The sequence below is a fragment of the Flavobacterium sp. WC2409 genome, assembly GCF_041200085.1.
Taxonomy (GTDB): domain Bacteria; phylum Bacteroidota; class Bacteroidia; order Flavobacteriales; family Flavobacteriaceae; genus Flavobacterium.
Genome location: NZ_CP165625.1, coordinates 2,552,603 through 2,571,807, shown reverse-complemented (window position 1 = coordinate 2,571,807; position 19,205 = coordinate 2,552,603). Strand labels below are relative to the sequence as shown.

The following is a 19,205-nucleotide window of genomic DNA, read 5'->3' as shown; positions in this document are numbered from 1 at the left end:
ATAACGAATATCCGACCTGTGATAGGATTTGTAGATGGTAATCCTAAATTTTTGAAAGCAAATATCCATTTATTTTGTTGAGTTGAATTTGTGATTGAGCATTGAACACTGCTTACTTTTTAATAGTTCCCGTTTTTTTATCAAATCCGTAGGGACAATGACGACAACCACTCTTACAGCAATAGCCTCTTTTTAAGTGGTGTTTTTCAGTGAAGCATTTATAACCTTCTGTGGTATAATAAAAATCTTCCCCTTCAATTAATTCAGTATTCTTATTTGGGTTAATCATTTTAGTCGTATTCTGTTGAAATGTATTTTAAATTTCTAAGTTCAAAGAGAACTCAAACGATTGAGTTTTTCTTTAAAAGAAACTATTTTACCAATACAAATTTATACATTTTATAATGATTGTATTCTCTTAGTGCTAAATAATTAATAATGATGAGCGATCATTTTAGTTGATTTTTTGTTTTTTAGTTAACCACTTCTACTTTTTTGTATTGATTATAAATTTTAGGGCTATAAAAAAAGCCACTCAATTAAGTGGCTTTTTAAAAATTAATAAATTATTTTCTTTGAAATGACTTCATCATTATCTAATGTTATCTTGAGTATCAATCCCGAATTTGTTTTGTTTAGCTGATTTAAGAGTTGAGTTGAAGCATTCACTTTTTTGTAGCTATCAATTTTTCTTCCTAATAAATCATATACCAAGATGGTTTTTATAAGTGCTGTGTCTGATTGTACAGTTACTTCATTATTGACGATTACTTTTATACTATTTTTTAAATTAAAGTCTTCTGTTCCTAATGTTTTGGATGTCATAGAACTAAAATGGAGAACAAAGCGGTCATTAAAGGTGCCTTCGGGAAGTTCAACTTCATACATTGTATTCTTTATAGAATTGTAAGTATTAGTTTCCTTATCAAAAATATATACATTTTGACTTTCGTCAAAATTTTCTAAAGAGTCTATATTAAAAGAAATTTTCCCGGCAACTTCGTTTCGTATACCAATTGGATATGATGCATTAGTATCAAAATAGCCTTCACCCTCAATTGCTAATTCGTTTTCTTGATTTAATAAATACATATCACTAGGAGAGTCGTCAATGTTCAGAGCATCGTACCCATCGTTAATTTCACTATTTGCTTTTTCATCCATAAATGCTAACAATACTTGTCTATGGAAATTTTGGTTATAATAATTATACCCTAATCGTACTCTTTTGTAATTGTCTTTTTCAAGCGTAGCATTACTGTTATCAGTCCAATGGGCTTCATATCCTTTTTGGTTTTCAGGAATTTTATAAGTGGTTTGTGAAACTCCTATTTCATCCTCTTTATGAAAATCTCTTTGGGTGTTGTTGTATATTACGTTACCACCAGACCCTATTTTACCATTAATAAAGAAAGCTTGGCCCACAGGGATAAATTGATTTGGAGCAGCTTTGCTTGTTGCTCCAGAACCACTAATAAAATTAACGCCTACTGAACTTGGTGCAACACCGCCCGATAAATTTCGGATTCCATAACCGCCTTGGTAACTTCCTAAATTATGACTAACATTGGTTGCATAATGCTCCCAGAAATAGAGTGCACCATCAATAGCGGGATTGGATGTTGAGGTTTCAATAGATCCTATATTATCATTTATAAACTTATTTGCATCTAATGCTGATGGGTAGGGATTCCCTGTAAGTAATAATTGATCGGCTCCAACTGTATTTGTAATGGTTCCATTATTTGGTTTTCCCACGAAGGTAAGGTTTTGCGTAGCTGTTGCAGCTCCACTTCCTTTTAGCGTAAATCCTTTACCAGCTTGTAAAGTACCTGTTTCAAAAAGTTGATTCCAATTATAATAGTCATTGGCTAAGTTATCAAATTTGTAAATCCAATAACGCGCTAAACTAATTGGCGTTGTTGGAGCTCCATCATACCCTCCAATCCAATTGATAGCTACGAGTGAAGCTGGATTAGTTCCATCTTTTAGTACTGTACCTACAGTAAAAGGGGTATTATTAGCTGAATTGTTTATGGTTCCTACAGGGGAACTCCAATAATTATAATTGTATTTATTAGCCTGTCCTTGTTGGTCTCTTTCAATTGAACCAGAACTTGTAACATCTAAATCACTTCCTAATTTTTGTACGAGTTGTGAGCGACCTACTAAATCAATTTTACCGTCTAATTTTAAATAATGAGAAACTTCTATTTTAGTTCCGTCTGTTTGTAATCCACCAGTTGTTGTTGCAGTTAAAGTACTTCCTGTTCCTACACCTACATATAACCCTAATACAGTTTTGTTTCCTTGAGAAGTGATATTGTGAGTCATTTTTACAATATTCCAGTCTATAGTTTTAGTAGGGTCTTCAATAGAAGTGCTATTGGGTAAATCTTGCACAAGATTGTTTAACCATGTCCCAGGAGTTTGCCATAAACCATTGGCTTGAGATTCGTAAGGTAAAGGAGCTGTTTGTCGGTCTACCGTTTTTAAATTTCTTAAAGCTGCTGTTAAATTATAACTTGATTTGTCTTTTGCATTGGTGTACGTATAAGTTGACATTGGATAATAAGCATTTAGATTAGTCCATGGAATGCTACTTATATCATTTAACGTAATGGTGTTTGGTATAATTGCACCATTTGTTAAAGTGCTATTGCTTAAAATTTCTTGATTCATAACATAGCGGAATTGGGCATCAGTTAATGCTACTTTCCAAATACGGACTTCATCAATTGAGCCATTAAAATAGGAAGTAGTATTTACTCCATCAGCGGCGGCAATTAAAAAAGATTGTGTATTAGTGGGTACATTTGGAATTGTAGCACTATTTTTTGTTATTCCATCCACATATATTTTAGCAACTGTACCATTATAAATAACACCTATGTGATGCCAAACACCAGCAGGTATAACTGAGCTTGATGTGATAGTATATTTTGTTGCACCAACGATCCAACTCATTTCTGCTTTTCCAGCTGTATTTATGCCTAAGTCATAACCAGTTGTAAAACCATTATCTCTTTTAGAAAGAATTGTTTTGTTTACCGAATTTCTATTTACCCAAGCAGAAACTGTAAAAGAGGTGTTTAAGTTTAAAACTTTTCCTGCATCCATATAATCGGTTGTTCCGTTGAATTTCACACATCGCTCAAAAGTTTTTTCGGGAGCAAACCCAAAAGTGATGTATTTAGTACCGTCAAAATCATAAGTTGTTTCTAGATTAGAACCGTTTTCAGTCATTACTCTATATTCAGCAGTGGGGTCAAAATTAGGGGTATTTGAAATGAACATAAGGTAATCACCAGGAGGTGTTAAAGTAGCTGAAAGCATGATTGTGGGTATCGATACTTTTACAGTAGGAACATTTCCACCAGTTTCGACTACTTTCCAAGTTCTCCCAACTGATATAAAACTTACATTAGTTGTTAGAGTTGATGGTGTTGTTATTCCAGAACTAATATTTATAGTAACTTCTGGCTGTGCTGCCAATGTACCATGGTTATTACCCCAAACCAAAAACTTCTTATCAGAGTCAAAAGTATTTGTGTTATTTGTATTTATATCTAATAAATCACCCAATCCCATACTAATATCTTGCGTAGGGTTTTCGGTTTTTGATTGTTTTTGATTTAAAATGGATTGGTCATCTCTACCAATTCCAGCAATATCGTAATTGTATCCACTGTTACTTGTAAAGTTCCAAATGATATTCCCTGCAGTATCTATATAATTTACATCACAAAGATCATCAGTGGTTGTACTTCCAGTTGCGTGCAAAGTAACCCCATTTTTAATGGCTAAATAAGATTGTATTTTTTGTTGGTCTAAAGCTATTCTTGGGGTAGAGTAACTTATTACTTCGGTCATTCTACCATCTAAATAAGTATTGAAAAGACTTCCACCTACTAAAAATCCATTCAATGTAAATCGACCTACTCCTAATTGAAATACGGAATTATTATATTCTGAGAAGTTTAATGGAGTTCCTGTTCCAGAGGTTCCATTTGTAGCTGTATGATTGTCTATTTTTTTTCCGTTCAAATAGATTTCAGTAGTATTTGAGTTCGATTTTACATTCAAAATCATTACGTTGCCACTAGTTGCGTTACTTGGAGAAGGAGGAGCATAAGATCTTCCGTACGAATCAGTTGAGGCAGGTGTCCCGTTTGGCGAATAAACACCTATCATATGTGATATTAGATTATCACTATTAAATCTTGACGAGATTCTTCCCAAACCTAATCCCGTTCCGTCTTGACCAAAATTATCTGGAGTAATTCTTCCAGATATTAATTCTTGGGAGTTGTTTGTTGTCTTATCAGAAGGAGCATTGGTTTTTACAACAATAAAGTAATCCTGTGACCAGTAACCGCCTTTTCCTTTTAGAACATTACTAGCACTTCTTGAGAAATCGATAACAGGATTAAAGTTGATATTTCGAGTGGCATCATTTCTATATTTTGGTGCAAAAGAGCTGTAACCATTGGCATTGTTATTGAAAGCTTGATCACTCCATTGTGTTATAGCAGTATTATTAACGGTAGTACTTGTTCCTGTATTTGCTTTTAGCCAAAGTTTTAAATTCGAGTTGATATTTCCAGGTCCGTTAATAGGGTTTTTAGGTGATGTTATAAATTCTCCTTTTAGGATTAAATTATCTATGGCTACGCCTTCATCTTTAGTTGAATTATTTGTGCCAAAGTTGATTCTAAAGCGTAGTGATGTTTGGTTGTTTAAAGCAACAACATCTGATGCAGATATAGATGCTTCAATAAATTTTGATGGACTCGCAGCTGTTTCTGTATTTTGTCCAGACCATCCGTGGACATTGTTCGCTATACCATTAACATCATTATCATTGTACCAGTTGTTACCTTGGCCTTGATTACCTAATCTAGTCCATCCTGTAAGTCCTGTCGCATCAGTGGTGTATTCAATGTTCATACCGTCATTTCCTGATTCCGTTTTATATCGAATATCAATATAAAGCTTTACGGTATTAAATCCAGTTGTAGAGTAAACGGGACTTGTTAATCTAGTAAAAGAATTATCTGAATAAGTGCTGTATGGTGTTATACTCCAATAGCTACCTTCACCAACAATAGGATTAGCATTATAGACCCATGATCCATTTTTACCTGTATTTGTAGTGGAGCTCCAGTTTCCGTTGTTACTATCAAAATTTTCATATACAATAGTATGTGATTGTGCATTAGTAAATAGAGAAAATAAAATAAAACCAAATACGTAAAAGGCCTTATTCATAGAAAGTAATTTTTTTGTCATATTTCTTCGTGGCAAAGTAATTTGTGACTTGTTTTTGTTTTTTGGAAATTAACGGTCCTACTTAATCAGGTCATTAATTATTTGTTATTTAGCCTCTTATGTAGGAGAAATAATTTGCAAATGTAAAATATTTTTTTTGTTTATTGATTTATTTTATAACATGGTTTGTTTTTTTTAAAATTGATAATTTGTAATTGAATTCTAATTTAATTTACGTTTTTTTTTAAAGTTTAGTTTTATAAAATTTTGATTATTTTGCAATCAGTATAACTCTTATTTTTTAATTGAAAGCGAATGTATCTAGTAGTTACCAAATATTTAATACCCAAAGGATTTTCTGGATTAACCGCATTTCCTTTTATTTTTATAAAATACCATGTTGATAAAGAAAATCTTGTTTTTATCAATCACGAAAAAATACATTTGAGACAACAAAAAGAATTATTAATACTTCCTTTTTTTATATGTTATTTTTTGGAATATTTGGTTCGTTTGATTCAATTTAAGAATCGAAATTTGGCCTACAGGAATATTAGTTTTGAAAGAGAAGCTTATGCTAATGAATCGGATTTGAATTATTTAAAAAACAGATCCTTTTATGAATTCACAAAATATTTATTCATCAACTGAGTTTGATACTTCTATTTTAAAGATATAACTAAACATCTTTTTTGTTTTGTTTTCACATTTTTATAAATGTAAGATAATACTTCTTTTTATATTTAAAAGATGTATTTAAACGATGTATTTTACTTATTATCGTCATTTTATCCTATTTCACAATTATTTTTTAGTAACTTTAATAAAGTCTTCTAAAGTTAATCAGTTTGTAGAGAAATCTTTTGATTTTATTTTTACATTTTCAATAATTAGAATTCTTTTTTAACAAGAAATTAGTGTAATATATTAAAATACAATTATTTATGAGCTCAAAAATACTTAGGAATACAACAGTGATTATTATTGGGTTTTTATTTTTGCATGATTCTAATGCCCAAATGTTTGTTAGCCCAAATAGTTCTGTTTTTGTAAATAACGAAGTTGTTTTTATAAAAAATGAATTGGAATTAAAAGGGGCTACTAGTAATTTTTATTTAAGGAAAGATGCTCAATTGCTACAAGGGACTACAGCAGCAAGTGCTAATAAAGGATTAGGAACTTTATCTGTTTTTCAAGAAGGAACAACTAATAATTTTCAATATAATTACTGGTGTTCACCAGTAGGAGGAAGTAGTGCAACAGTTGGAAATACAGCTTTTGGAATTACACAACTAATGGATGTAGTAGATTTGACAAATAGTAATTCATCGACTATATTACCATCAAATAATTATAATGGTGCCTCTTCCCCTTTAGCAATTGCTCCATATTGGATATGGAAACTGCCTGCCAATTCCACTTCAAACTGGGTTTATGTAGGTTCAGGTTCCACTTTAAATACGGGTGAAGGTTTTACAATGAAGGGAACATCAGGGATTAATTCCATTACTGTAAATGGTGTGCAAAATAATTCAGGTAGTAAACAACGTTATGATTTTAGGGGTAAACCTAATGATGGTACTATCTCTATACCTGTTGTTCATGAAGAATTAACATTAACAGGGAATCCATATCCATCTGCAATAGATTTAGCTGCTTTTTTAACGAATGCAACAAATTCTACTGGTATTGCTTATTTTTGGGAACAAGATAAAACAGTAAATTCTCATTATATAGCTGATTATAAGGGGGGGTACGGTGCTTATTCTCCGCTAGGTGGATCTGGAAATGGAGTGTATACTCCAGCTACTTTTTATTCGTATGATGGTTCTGGAAATGAAGTAATATCAACTGGTTCTGGAGTAGTTTATGGGAGACGTTTTTCACCAGTAGGCCAGGGTTTTATGATTGAAGGTAAGGTTAATGGAATTGTCGAAATGAAAAATAGTTACAGAGTTTATGTAAAAGAAGGTGCTTCAAATTCATCTGAGTTCGAAAAGAATGCCAATATCCCTAAAACAGTAAAAAGCAATTCGTTTTTATCTACCATACAATCAGTTTCAGGATTTGATTATACGACAATTAATACAACTCCTCCGTCACAAATTAGATTAAATACATTGTTGAATGGACAGGGTGTTCGTCAAATGGTTCTTGCATTTGTCCCTGAAGCTACTGATGGTGTAGATCATGCCATGGATGCTTTATCAACGAGTGATAATGATCAAGCAGATATTTATTTTGTATTAAATGAGAATGAATATATTATAGATGCGGTACAATTTGGTATAGATAAAAAAATCCCTTTAGGATTTAAAAATCAAGCACAAGCCAATTATAAAATTTCAGTCAAAGAAATTATAAACTTCACAGAAATAGAAAATGTTTATTTGCATGATAAAACTTCCGATTCTTATTTTGATATCAAAAATAGTTTTTATGAGGTAGACTTGCCTGCGGGTGTTAATAATACCCAATTTGAAATCACCTTCAAAAATGGATCAACTTTAGGGGTAGAGGATGTAAACAAAGAAAGTTTTTTGATGTATCAAAATAATAATACTAAAAGCTTAACACTTAGTAACCCTTTGCAAAAGGAATTAGTGTCTTGTAGTTTATATGATGTTTTAGGAAAACTCATTTTTAATAAAAAAGACCTAGGGACTAATACTACTTATAGTTTTACAACAGCAAACCTAAGTGATGGAATTTATTTTGCGAAGTTAGCTACAAATGAAAACGCGATTTTCAATCAGAAAATTATAATTAAAAATTAGTTTGTTTTTTATGATTCTAAAAAATGCAATCAGTAACTGATTGCATTTTTTTGTTGTATATAAATTTTACCTTTGTAAAAAAAAAGATTGAATCAACACCTGACCATATCGTTTCCAAATTCGATTACCGTTTCTATAAAACGGGAAGATCTTATTCATCCTTTTGTATCAGGAAATAAATTCAGGAAGTTAAAATACAATTTGCTTCAAGCAAAAAAAGAGCATAAAGATACATTGCTCACGTTTGGAGGAGCTTATTCGAATCATATTGCTGCAGTTGCTTATGCAGGTCAAGAAAATGGATTTCGGACAATAGGAATTATTCGTGGCGATGAATTAGAAAGTAAAATTGCAGAAAATCCAACATTGCAATTTGCTAAAAACTGTGGTATGGAATTTAAATTTGTTTCTAGAGAAGAATACCGAAACAAGCAAGAAACATTGTTTTTAGAAACTTTAAAAAGTATTTACGGAAACTTTTACCTTATTCCTGAAGGAGGTACTAATGAATTGGCAATAAAAGGATGTCAGGAAATTTTAACTCCTGTGGATAGTCAATTTGATTACATTTGTTGTTCAGTGGGAACTGGTGGTACTATTTCAGGTATTATAAATAGCGCACTTCCTCATCAAAAAGTTTTAGGATTTCCCGCTTTAAAAGGAGACTTTTTAAAAGATGAAATTCGTATTTTTGCGCAGAATAAAAATTGGGAACTAATTGCGGACTATCATTTTGGTGGTTACGGTAAAATTAATGAAGAACTGATTGCTTTTATAAACCAGTTTTATCAAGAAAATAAAATTCCATTAGATCCTATTTATACTGGAAAGATGGTTTTTGGCGTTATGGATAGGATTGCTACAAATCATTTTCCTTCGCACTCCAAAATTTTATTGATTCACACTGGTGGAATTCAAGGAATACAGGGAATGAATTTGAAATTAAAAAAGAAAAAATTACCAACACTAGATATCCATGTTTAAAAAAATCGTACTCCTTTTTATAATTATAACGTTAATAAGTTGTAACGCTACAAAATCTCCAATTGTAACCACCAAAGCAGTTTCTCAAAGTAATAAAAAGCCAGTTGTTCGTACTTCTAAAAAGAAAATTATTGCAAAACCCATAGCTGAAAAGAAAGTACTTCAAGAAAAGAGAGAAAACGAAAAGAGAGCACAAGAAGATGAAATAATCGAATCCACTTCAAGAACGGTTGTTTCTAATGATGTTATAGGAAATTATATTTCTCAATATAAAGATATTGCCATGAATAATATGAAAGTTTATGGAATTCCAGCGAGTATTATTCTGGCTCAGGGAATTTTGGAATCTGGTGCAGGAAGAGGAGATTTAGCAGTAACAGCAAATAATCATTTTGGAATTAAATGCCATGTAGATTGGACGGGAGAAAGTGTTAGGCATGATGATGATTCCAGTCAAGAATGTTTTAGAAAATACAAAGAACCAGCTGAATCATTTAAAGATCACGCCTTGTTTTTGACAGGGAGAAGTAGGTATTCCAGTTTGTTTGCCTTGTCAAAATCAGATTATCAAGCTTGGGCGAAAGGACTTAGAAGAGCAGGTTATGCTACAGATCCTAGATACCCTGAAAAGCTAATATCTTATATTGAACGCTATAATTTAGGGCAATATGATTCCCAAGTTTTAGGAATCAACTATACACGAACAGAAAATCAACCTATAAAAATAGCTAGTGTAAATACACAGTCTGGTGATTATTATGAGGTGCAAAAAGGAGATACTTTGTACTCTATTTCTAGGAAATACAACTTACTAGTTACCGACTTAAAACTAAAAAATAATCTGTCAGAAAATACAATCTCCATTGGACAAAAACTGAGAGTAAATTAAATTATCATAATTTCACATTTAGAATTTATACAAAAAAATGATATATAAAAGAAGTAGTCAGCTTTTTGCTGAAGCAGAAAAAGTAATACCTGGTGGTGTAAACTCACCAGTAAGAGCATTTAAAGCGGTAGGAGGAACTCCAATTTTTGTAAAAAGTGCCAAAGGAGCTTATTTATACGATGAAGACGGAAATCGTTTAATTGATTACATTAATTCATGGGGGCCAATGATTTTGGGACATGCTTTTGAACCAGTTGTACAAGCAGTAATTGAGAAAGCTAAACTAGGAACCTCTTTTGGAATGCCTACCGAATTAGAAACTCAAATTGCAGCCTTAGCTGTTGCAATGGTGCCCAATATTGATAAAATACGTTTTGTAAATTCAGGAACCGAAGCTTGTATGAGCGCCGTAAGACTAGCTCGTGGATTTACAAAAAGAGATAAAATAGTAAAATTTGCTGGTTGTTATCACGGCCATTCTGATTCATTTTTGATTCAGGCAGGAAGTGGTGCAATTACTTTCGGTAGTCCTAATAGTCCCGGAGTTACGGAAGGAACTGCCAAGGATACTTTATTGGCTAATTACAATGATTTAGAAAACGTAAAGACTTTAATTGAAGCCAATGAAAATGAAATTGCAGCAATTATTGTAGAACCTGTTGCAGGAAACATGGGTTGTATTCCTCCAAATAAAGGGTTTCTTGAAGGATTAAGAACGTTTTGTACTGAGAATGGGATTCTACTTATTTTTGATGAGGTAATGACCGGATTCCGATTAGCTAGAGGTGGAGTTCAAGAACTTTTTAATGTGGATGCTGATATTGTTTGTTTCGGAAAAGTAATCGGTGGAGGTTTACCAGTGGGTGCTTTTGCAGCTCGTGAAGAAATAATGAATTACTTAGCGCCTTTAGGACCTGTTTATCAAGCAGGAACCTTATCAGGAAATCCACTTGCTATGGCCGCTGGATTAGCCATGTTGCAAACATTAGATAATGATCGTGCTATTTTTCAAAGATTAGCTGATAAAACAGCCTACTTACATGAAGGTATAGAAAAGGTTTTGAAAGCTAATAATGTTGTTTTTACAATCAATAGAATTGGTTCGATGATTTCGGTACATTTTGATGCGAGACCAGTTGTTGATCTTAAAACGGCAGGGAACGGTGACAATGAAAATTTTAAGAAATTCTTCCACGGATTATTAAATGAAGGGGTTTATATTGCGCCTTCAGCGTATGAAACTTGGTTTATTACGGATGCACTTTCATATGAAGATTTGGATTTTACGATTCAAGCCGTTGACAAAGTTGCTAAAACTTTTTAATACAAAAAAAAACTCTCGGCATTAACCGAGAGTTTTTTTTAAAATTATTTTTTCATTTCTTCTTTTGTGTTTCTTTCATGCATCCCTCTTCTTTGATGCATTCCTTTTCTATGATGATGGTTCTTTTTCATAGCATCCCATTTTTCAAATTGCTCCGGAGATAATATGTTTTTCATTTTTGCTTTCATAGCAATTTGTTCGTCTAACATTTTGTTTTTCATGGCAAAACGTTCGTCACTAGTCATCTCTTTCTTATCTGCCTTATGAGCCTCTCTCATAGCTTCTCTTTTTTTGCTTTGTTCCATAATGACTTGTTTCATTTGATCTTGCTGTTTTGCATTTAAATCCAGTTCTAATGTCATTTTTTTCAACATTAGCTGATTTCGTTGTTCAGGAGTTAATTTTTCCATCTCAGCTCTATGTTGTTTTTTTTCCATTCCTTTAGAGTCTTGTGCAAAGCTTGTCATACTAACAACCAATAATGCAGCAATAAGTAATTTTTTCATTTTTATTATTTTTAAGTTATAGTAATAAGACAGGGATACCTTTCAAAGGTTTAATCCTTAACAAAAGTTTAATAAAAGCTAAAATTTATTTGATATTTTTAAAAATGGTAAGCTATCTTTGCACAGTGAAAAAAATCGCACTCATAATCATTATAGTTCTTTTTCTAAAACCAGTGTTTCCGGTTATAGACTATATTGTTAATTATGATTATATCTCTACAGTACTTTGTGTAAATAAAGACAAACCGGAGTTGCATTGTAATGGAAAATGTCAGTTGATGAAAGAACTGGCAAATGCAGCTGATGATGAAAAACCCCTTTCTACCAATAAAAAAACAAATACCAATACGTTAAACGATCTTTTTGTCCAGGAAGTAAGTGAGTATGTATTTATGATTGGTAATAAACCAGTTCAATATATTTTAAATTCTAAATACACTAATTTATATTCCCATTTAGAAGTATACTCTATTTTTCATCCCCCCATTTTTATTTCTTAAATTTTAGTAAAAGCAGTGCCAGCTGTACTTTTCATTTGAACATCTTCATTTGAAATAGACTTGTGCGCAAAATTATTTTAAAAAAAGAATGAAAATTTAAAAAAAGAATGAAAAATATATTGAATAAAGCAATTGTAATTATTGCTATTAGTGTAGCATTTGCTTCATGCTCAAGTGATGAAATCGCAATTACAGGAACAGGAAATCTAGGAGTTGAATTTGATAATGCTTTTGGAGCCAATGATTTAATATTAGGAACTCAAGCAAATACCACTTCGAATAGTGAAATGCTTAAAATTAGTACCGTAAAATATATCATTAGTAATATCGTCTTGACAAAGGAAGATGGAACTACTTTTACCTATCCTAAAAGTCAAAGTTATTTTATTATTGATGAATCAGATTCTAATAAAAGAGTAGCGGAACTGGAAGGAATTCCTGCTGGAAATTACACCAAAATAAAATTCGGAATCGGAGTAGATAAAGCACAATGGGAACTTGGAGCAACAGGGCAAGGCGATTTTTTAGCTCAAGCTCAAGCAGCAGGAATGATGTGGAGTTGGTCAGCAGGTTATAAATTTGTGGCTTTCGAAGGAACATTTACCTCACCAACAGTAACAACTGCAAAAGATTTTAAAGTACACACAGGACAAACGGGAACCGATTATAATTATACCGAAGTAACACTTGATTTACCAACAAATGCGATGGTGAGAACAACAATTACTCCTGAAATCCACGTTGTTTCTGATGTATCTAAAATCATCGACGGAACAAATAAATTCAAATTATCTGACAATGCAACTATTATGGGAGGTTCCAGCTTAGCACTTATCACGGCTAACCTATCTAATATGTTTACCGTTGCTCATGTTCATAATGATTAAATAATTAAGGAGGAGCACAACTATTCTTTTTCATAAGGAATAGTTGTCCCGCCTTACCCTTTATCCACGCCAAAAAAGGCGCGGGATATCGGTTCAGTCGGGGCTATTTAGGACTTCTTCGTTTCTAAAACATTTGAGATGAGAAAAATATATTATTGCTTGTTGCTATTTCCATTTTTATTCAGCTGTACGGATAATGACGATGCTTATATCAATAAACCATTGGCTGTTGTAGTTCCGTCCAATTTTCCAGAATTAGCCTATAACATTGCTCTTAATCCACCAACGGAAAAAGGATTTGAGCTAGGGAAAAAGTTGTTCTATGACGGCCGTTTGTCCTCAGATGGATTAGTTTCATGTGGATTTTGTCACATTCAGGAAAATGCATTTACACATCATGGGCACACCTTCAGTCATGGAGTAGGTGAAGGTATTGGAACTAGGAACACACCGGCTATCCAAAACATGGCCTACCAAACTACTTTCATGTACGATGGAGCAGCGAATCATCTCGATTTGCAACCCATTATTCCTCTAACTAGTGCGGTCGAAATGAATGCCGATTTAAATGCTATTCTGGTAATGATGAAAGCTGATCCAGTCTATAAAACCTTGTTTAAACAGGCTTTTACAAATGTAGATATTACTATTGAGAACATGCTGAAAGCACTTTCCCAGTTTATGGTGATGCTCACTTCATCTGACTCTAAGTTTGATAAATACAGAAGGGTTGAAACTGGAGGAAGCTTGACCACTGAGGAACTAGCAGGATATGCATTGTTTAATACAAAATGTGCTTCGTGCCACGCCACTGATTTGATGACGGATAACTCGTTCCGTAATAATGGATTGGTAATAAACCCTGCAATAAATGATGTAGGAAGGTATCGTGTTACGGAACTCGCCACCGATTATTATAAGTTTAAAGTGCCTAGTTTACGCAACGTAGCGATGACTGCTCCTTACATGCATGATGGTCGCTTTGGAACTTTAGAATCAGTATTGGATTATTACAGTTCAGGAGTTACTGATTCGCCAACATTGGATCCTATTTTAAAACAAAATGGTATTGTAGGGATTCCTCTTACTGCCACACAGAAAGTACAATTAATTACATTCTTAAATACATTAACCGACAATCAATATCTTACTGATAAACGATTTTCAGAATATTAATTACAATGAAAAATAAAATAATAATAACTCTTTTTTCGCTTTTTACTTTTCAGTTTATGTCTGCCAAAATTGAAAACGACAGCATTTCCAGATTCACCTTTGTAAAAATGCAATTGCTGGATGATTGTGATGCTTGCGGATGTTCGGCAAGTGGTGGAAGTATGGGATTTAGCTCTATGCTTAATAGTAATTTTATTGGTGTTCGTTATTTTAATCAAAGTTATACGAGTCGTGATGGGATTTTTGCCAATTCCCCATGGATTGATGAAAACTTCAATACCGTACAAGTTTGGGCTAGAATTCCAGTAACACCAAAAATTCAACTAGCCGCCTTAATTCCGTATCAGTTTCATGAAAGAGCACTAACCACGGGAACGGAAAATATTCAAGGTCTTGGAGATATTTCAGTAATTGCAACCTATTCCGTTTATCAAACGGAAAAAGACAGCACGCTGTTTACGCATAATCTACAAGTTGGTGGAGGAGTAAAAATACCAACAGGTAAGTTTAATGAGGCAAATAATTCAGGAAGTGTAAACCAGAGTTTTCAGGTAGGAACCGGAAGTTTTGACTATCTGTTTGTGACTGAATATGTAATAAAAAAGCAAAATTTGGGTCTGAATGCTATGTTGAATTATACTGTTAAAACAGAAAATAAAAAGAATTATCAGTATGGGAATCAGCTTAATTATGGAAGTACTTTATTCTATCTTTTAGACTTTGATGCTATAAAACTGATGCCGCAAGTTGGTCTTGCTGGTGAGGTTTATGAGTCCAATAAGCAATATGGGACTAAATTGCCTGATACTTCTGGAGCTATTCTGTTTAGTAAATTTGGTTTAGAAGCGGGGAAAGATAAGTTTTCTATTGGTGTCAATGCCATGTTTCCTATCAGTCAAAATTTATCTAGTGGACGAATTGAATCCAATTATCGTTGGAGTGTGAATTTGAATTATACTTTGTAAAAAACACTTTTTTTGTAACAATTTAAATTTTTATAAAAGCTTGAATTTTGGAGATGCGTCTTCAAAATTCAAGTTTTTTTGTTTTATCTAAAATTAGAGCATGATAAATATCAGCTTTTTTATGGGCAATTATAACAATATTTGTGGATTATTTATTTAAAATTATAATCCATGACAACTACAAAACCATTACATACATTTCATATTCCTGTTATGGGATTGGCATACACGATTGATAGTCCGATTCGAGTTGCAAAATTTGGAATTTCCTCAGTGATTTCAATTATTGATGATGATCTTATTGAAAAAATGAGTGCTTTTTACAGCTCTAAATTCAATCTTCCTTATCAAGAAATCACACAAAAAATGCATGATTATCGTGCAAAAAGAATTACAACTTATTTGAATCTGGTTGACAAAATTGTAAAAGATAAGTTTGAAAATTTTAAAAATGAATTGTCTGAAAGCAAAATAGCATTAGACAATTATATTGCAATGTTGCCTAACAAATCAGCCATTAAAATCGGGTTGCAAAACATGATGGAAGACGGCAAGGAAGCAATTATGAATTATCTGGAAAGTAATCTAAGCCCTGGTGATATTGATGTAAATATTATGACTAAAATTGACAAGGATAATTTTATAAAGGACGAACAATTGCCTACTGAGTTTAATGACGCGCATGCTTCACTTCGTGGTTTTGCAAATAGTAATTTGTCGTCATCGGTTGTGCTTTCTGCAGGGATGAACCCCAGATTGTACAGTTATTTCGAAAATTTCGATGTTTTTTTCCCAGATGAAAATAATCATCTGAATAAAAAAATTATTTTAAAAGTTAGTGATTTTCGTTCGGCCATAATACAAGGAAATTTTTTAGCTAAGAAAGGACTTTGGGTTTCTGAGTACCGCGTAGAATCAGGATTGAATTGTGGAGGACATGCTTTCGCAACTGACGGTTATTTATTAGGACCTATTTTAGAAGAATTCAAAGAAAAGAAAGAACAATTAATTCAATCAGCTCATGAATTGATGGTAAAAGCTTTAGCTATTAAAGGGAAATACATTCCAGAAAATCCATTAGAATTAAAAATAACGGTTCAAGGTGGAGTAGGAACCGCAACAGAACATGACTTTTTATTGGATCACTATCAAGTGGATTCTGTGGGTTGGGGAAGTCCTTTTTTATTGGTTCCCGAGGCAACTTCTGTAGATGTCCATACCCGTGAATTATTGGCGAAAGCCAAAGAAGAAGATTTGTATCTAAGTCCAATTTCGCCATTAGGAATTCCATTTAACACTTTGAGAGGAACGACAAATGAAACCCTCAAGCAAAAACGAATTCAAGATAATAAAGCAGGAAGTTCGTGTCCTAAAAGGTTTTTAGCATTGAGTAAGGAATTTGGAGCCGAAGGAATTTGTACCGCTTCTAAGAAATACCAAGATGTAAAATTGCAAGAATTAGAGGTGGAAAAAGAAACTTTGACAGCAACAATGTACGCGAATGCTAAAAATAAAATCACTGACAAATCCTGTCTTTGCGTTGGATTAGCCAATGCGTCTTATCTTGAAAACGACCTAAAAATTAAAGGGCAAGCACAAGGAGTGGTCATTTGTCCAGGACCCAATATGGCGTATTTTGATCATGAAGTTTCATTAATAAAAATGGTACAACATATTTATGGAAATGATACTGTATTAGATGGGGAAGGCCGTCCAAACATGTTTGTCAAAGAGTTGAAGATGTATATCGATTATTTAAAAAATGAAATTGCTACTGTTTCTGCATCCATAACAGCGGGACAAATTAAAAAATGGAACTTGTTTAAAAATAATCTTTTAGAGGGTATCGGATATTATGAGGATTTATTTGCAACTCCGTTTTTTGTAAAGGATTTTGTGAATAGTAAAATTGATTTATTAGATCAGTATAAAACCGAAATTGCAAATATCAAAATTCCAGAATTGGAATTAGCTTAAAAAAAAGCGGCTTGAATTTTCAAGCCGCTTTTTTTATTTACTTTCTGAAATTGAGATTCTCAAAAACTAGTTTAATGAATTGGTTGTTCAAAAAAATAATTAGGCTTTTAGTTCTGCCATATCCGCCAGCATAGTATCTAGCTTTTTTAATATTCTTCCGTATACGAGATTCAAATCCCATTTCCCGATTCTCCCTCCGAAATAGGCTAATAAACTAATAATAGTAATCGCTATGATGATTAGAATTAGGGGAAAGCCTAAGATTAAATAGGTGTTGGGGTATTCCAAAAGCAAATAGTTTAAAAGTCTGTCACCCGGAACGTCTCCTCCAATGCTTCCAAACCAAAAACCGGAAGCCATGATTATGAATACGTAAGGATATAAAAAAGTTGACAACTTAGTGTTTACTGAAACCATTTCTTTTGCCCATTTGTCAAACGAAAGGAGGTATTGGTAACTGCTAACGGTTTTATCTATTTTGTCTAAACTTTTACCAAATTTATCAGCAATAGCAGCTAATACATTAAATAAAATAAATATTCCGATACCCATATAGGGTATTTTGACTAAAAAAGAAATAGGTAAAATGATAAAGGCAAATGCAAGAACTGCAATCCGATTTATTTTATACATTCTTTTAAATTGTTCTACTATATCTATCGACTTTCGATTGTAGAGGTCATTCAATTTTGGTGCTATTAAAGCATCATTTTTCAAAAAACCTTCGTTCCAAATTGTTTCAATTGACTTTTCCATCTAATAATTTTTTTAAGCGTTCTTTAATTCTTTTAATGCGCACCCCAATGTTGTTTTGGTTTGTTCCAATAATTTCAGCAATTTCTTGGTACGACTTTTCTTCTAAATAAAGCATAATGACTGCTCTGTCAATTTCAGATAATTGTCTGATGGCTTGAAAGAGTTGGTTAAGAGATTCATCTACAAAAGAACGGCTGTCCTCTATTGCCTCGTCAGGCATAGCATCAGAAACGAAATGATGTTTCTTTTTTTTCTTCAGGAAAGTCAAACACACATTCAATGATATCCTGTAAATCCAAGTAGACCATTCTGATTGTTCACGGAAATTAGCATGACTTTTCCAAATCTGTAAACAAACTTCTTGGTAGTAATCTTCAAAATCCTCTTGGGTGTTAGTATACGCCCTGCAAATCTTGATAATGATTCCTGAATACGGTAAAATGAATGTGGTGTAAAAATCGCTACTCACTATGTTTTTTCTTAATTAGTGGCTAAAGTTTAGAATTATTACAGGTAAAAGATTTTTTTTTTTTTAAATTATCAAAAAAGCTAAATTTTAAGCTCGCTTTTTTAGTAGAGGAGTAATTTGATTTAGCATTTGTTTTTATACGCTACCACAATTTTTTGTATGGCATTTAGTGAAAGTTTATGAATTAAAAAATGAGTTTGAAAAGGTTCTCAAACTCATTTTTTAATCTGAATAAGTACTGAATTGTTAATTCCAGAATTGATCTTCTTCATTTTCTATAAAGGCCATTTTTGAATGTGCTTCTTCGATTTCAGTTAGTTGCTCTACCGATGCAAATTTTTGAATTTCAGCATAAAGAGTGTGTTCTTCAAAGCGGATGTGTGATTCTATTTCTTCTTCAATTTGGACTAACGTTTTTTCAATTTGTTCTGATTTTTTGAATAAACGCCTTAATCGGCGGTGGTCTGTCAAAGCTCTTTTAATCAATTCATTTTGATTGCCTAAAATAGGAAAAAGAAGTTCTTCTTCTAGTTGTAAATGTGGGACTATTTGATTTTCATAATACCAATCTACATATTTCTTAATTCGTTTTGGTTCTATTTTTTTGTTAAATCCAATTCTGATTTTCCTGCTTAAAAGTAATCCGTTATGATGATGAACAGTAATGGATTGTAATTCTTTAGCTCGTTTAATAGGTAATGATTCTGACATAATGACTTTGTTT

The 19,205-nt window shown here is 32.6% G+C and carries 16 protein-coding genes; 10 read left to right on the top strand and 6 right to left on the bottom strand.

The features are described from left to right. Window positions 1-112: 112 nt before the first annotated feature. Window positions 113-289 (bottom strand): DUF5522 domain-containing protein, encoded by a 177-nt coding sequence (locus AB3G34_RS11035; RefSeq protein WP_367771810.1) that lies wholly within the window; start codon window positions 287-289, stop codon window positions 113-115. A gap of 269 nt (window positions 290-558) precedes the next feature. After that, the gene (locus AB3G34_RS11030) at window positions 559-5,271 is read right to left on the bottom strand and encodes a LamG-like jellyroll fold domain-containing protein (RefSeq protein ID WP_369752480.1); all 4,713 of its coding nucleotides are present in this window, start codon (window positions 5,269-5,271) and stop codon (window positions 559-561) included. Window positions 5,272-5,586: 315 nt separating this feature from the next. On the opposite strand from AB3G34_RS11030, the gene AB3G34_RS11025 reads away from it, so the two are divergent. From AB3G34_RS11025 to hemL, 5 genes are all read left to right on the top strand, one after another. Next, window positions 5,587-5,922 (top strand): hypothetical protein, encoded by a 336-nt coding sequence (locus tag AB3G34_RS11025; RefSeq protein WP_367771803.1) that lies wholly within the window; start codon window positions 5,587-5,589, stop codon window positions 5,920-5,922. Window positions 5,923-6,215: 293 nt separating this feature from the next. Then, window positions 6,216-8,048 (top strand): T9SS type A sorting domain-containing protein, encoded by a 1,833-nt coding sequence (locus AB3G34_RS11020; RefSeq protein WP_369752479.1) that lies wholly within the window; start codon window positions 6,216-6,218, stop codon window positions 8,046-8,048. 87 nt (window positions 8,049-8,135) lie between these two features. After that, entirely contained in the window at window positions 8,136-9,032 is an 897-nt protein-coding gene (locus tag AB3G34_RS11015) for a 1-aminocyclopropane-1-carboxylate deaminase/D-cysteine desulfhydrase (protein WP_367771797.1), read from the top strand. Beyond that, complete coding sequence (locus AB3G34_RS11010; protein ID WP_367771794.1) at window positions 9,025-9,921, top strand: glucosaminidase domain-containing protein; 897 nt, start codon at window positions 9,025-9,027, stop codon at window positions 9,919-9,921. The genes AB3G34_RS11015 and AB3G34_RS11010 overlap by 8 nt, the downstream gene beginning before the upstream one ends. 37 nt (window positions 9,922-9,958) lie before the next feature. Beyond that, the gene (gene hemL, locus AB3G34_RS11005; RefSeq protein WP_369752478.1) at window positions 9,959-11,245 is read left to right on the top strand and encodes a glutamate-1-semialdehyde 2,1-aminomutase; all 1,287 of its coding nucleotides are present in this window, start codon (window positions 9,959-9,961) and stop codon (window positions 11,243-11,245) included. A 44-nt stretch (window positions 11,246-11,289) separates the two neighbouring features. Here the strand turns inward: hemL and AB3G34_RS11000 are convergent, their stop codons facing one another. Next, the gene (locus AB3G34_RS11000; RefSeq protein WP_369752477.1) at window positions 11,290-11,751 is read right to left on the bottom strand and encodes a hypothetical protein; all 462 of its coding nucleotides are present in this window, start codon (window positions 11,749-11,751) and stop codon (window positions 11,290-11,292) included. A gap of 104 nt (window positions 11,752-11,855) precedes the next feature. Between AB3G34_RS11000 and AB3G34_RS10995 the strand changes: the two genes are divergently transcribed. The 5 genes from AB3G34_RS10995 to AB3G34_RS10975 all read left to right on the top strand — a co-directional run bounded on the left by AB3G34_RS10995 (window position 11,856) and on the right by AB3G34_RS10975 (window position 17,256). After that, on the top strand, window positions 11,856-12,251 hold the full coding sequence (locus AB3G34_RS10995; protein ID WP_367771787.1) for a hypothetical protein: 396 nt from the start codon (window positions 11,856-11,858) through the stop codon (window positions 12,249-12,251). A 107-nt stretch (window positions 12,252-12,358) separates the two neighbouring features. Further along, a complete protein-coding gene (locus AB3G34_RS10990) occupies window positions 12,359-13,138 on the top strand; it encodes an MbnP family protein (protein ID WP_369752476.1) in 780 nt (259 codons plus the stop codon). Window positions 13,139-13,276: 138 nt separating this feature from the next. Continuing rightward, window positions 13,277-14,314, top strand: a complete 1,038-nt coding sequence (locus AB3G34_RS10985) for a cytochrome-c peroxidase (RefSeq protein WP_369752475.1) — start codon at window positions 13,277-13,279, stop codon at window positions 14,312-14,314. Between the two features lie 5 nt (window positions 14,315-14,319). After that, on the top strand, window positions 14,320-15,279 hold the full coding sequence (locus AB3G34_RS10980; RefSeq protein WP_369752474.1) for a transporter: 960 nt from the start codon (window positions 14,320-14,322) through the stop codon (window positions 15,277-15,279). 171 nt (window positions 15,280-15,450) lie between these two features. Further along, on the top strand, window positions 15,451-17,256 hold the full coding sequence (locus AB3G34_RS10975) for a hypothetical protein (protein WP_369752473.1): 1,806 nt from the start codon (window positions 15,451-15,453) through the stop codon (window positions 17,254-17,256). A 99-nt stretch (window positions 17,257-17,355) separates the two neighbouring features. Here the strand turns inward: AB3G34_RS10975 and AB3G34_RS10970 are convergent, their stop codons facing one another. From AB3G34_RS10970 to AB3G34_RS10960, 3 genes are all read right to left on the bottom strand, one after another. After that, a complete protein-coding gene (locus AB3G34_RS10970; RefSeq protein WP_369752472.1) occupies window positions 17,356-18,012 on the bottom strand; it encodes a hypothetical protein in 657 nt (218 codons plus the stop codon). After that, a complete protein-coding gene (locus AB3G34_RS10965) occupies window positions 17,996-18,481 on the bottom strand; it encodes an RNA polymerase sigma factor (protein WP_369752471.1) in 486 nt (161 codons plus the stop codon). Before AB3G34_RS10965 ends, AB3G34_RS10970 begins: the two co-directional genes overlap by 17 nt. Before the next feature lie 246 nt (window positions 18,482-18,727). Next, window positions 18,728-19,192, bottom strand: coding sequence for a hemerythrin domain-containing protein (locus tag AB3G34_RS10960; protein ID WP_367754891.1), 465 nt, complete (start codon window positions 19,190-19,192; stop codon window positions 18,728-18,730). Window positions 19,193-19,205 lie beyond the last annotated feature (13 nt).

Excerpts from the sequence above, each read along its gene's own strand:
- AB3G34_RS11035 (WP_367771810.1), bottom strand. The coding sequence starts at position 289 with ATGATTAACCCAAATAAGAATACTGAATTAATTGAAGGGGAAGATTTT.
- AB3G34_RS10985 (WP_369752475.1), top strand. The coding sequence starts at position 13,277 with ATGAGAAAAATATATTATTGCTTGTTGCTATTTCCATTTTTATTCAGC.
- AB3G34_RS10980 (WP_369752474.1), top strand. The coding sequence starts at position 14,320 with ATGAAAAATAAAATAATAATAACTCTTTTTTCGCTTTTTACTTTTCAG.
- AB3G34_RS11025 (WP_367771803.1), top strand. The coding sequence starts at position 5,587 with ATGTATCTAGTAGTTACCAAATATTTAATACCCAAAGGATTTTCTGGA.
- AB3G34_RS10990 (WP_369752476.1), top strand. The coding sequence starts at position 12,359 with ATGAAAAATATATTGAATAAAGCAATTGTAATTATTGCTATTAGTGTA.
- AB3G34_RS11020 (WP_369752479.1), top strand. The coding sequence starts at position 6,216 with ATGAGCTCAAAAATACTTAGGAATACAACAGTGATTATTATTGGGTTT.
- AB3G34_RS10995 (WP_367771787.1), top strand. The coding sequence starts at position 11,856 with ATGGTAAGCTATCTTTGCACAGTGAAAAAAATCGCACTCATAATCATT.
- hemL (WP_369752478.1), top strand. The coding sequence starts at position 9,959 with ATGATATATAAAAGAAGTAGTCAGCTTTTTGCTGAAGCAGAAAAAGTA.
- AB3G34_RS11000 (WP_369752477.1), bottom strand. The coding sequence starts at position 11,751 with ATGAAAAAATTACTTATTGCTGCATTATTGGTTGTTAGTATGACAAGC.
- AB3G34_RS11030 (WP_369752480.1), bottom strand. The coding sequence starts at position 5,271 with ATGAATAAGGCCTTTTACGTATTTGGTTTTATTTTATTTTCTCTATTT.
- AB3G34_RS10960 (WP_367754891.1), bottom strand. The coding sequence starts at position 19,192 with ATGTCAGAATCATTACCTATTAAACGAGCTAAAGAATTACAATCCATT.
- AB3G34_RS11010 (WP_367771794.1), top strand. The coding sequence starts at position 9,025 with ATGTTTAAAAAAATCGTACTCCTTTTTATAATTATAACGTTAATAAGT.
- AB3G34_RS10975 (WP_369752473.1), top strand. The coding sequence starts at position 15,451 with ATGACAACTACAAAACCATTACATACATTTCATATTCCTGTTATGGGA.
- AB3G34_RS10970 (WP_369752472.1), bottom strand. The coding sequence starts at position 18,012 with ATGGAAAAGTCAATTGAAACAATTTGGAACGAAGGTTTTTTGAAAAAT.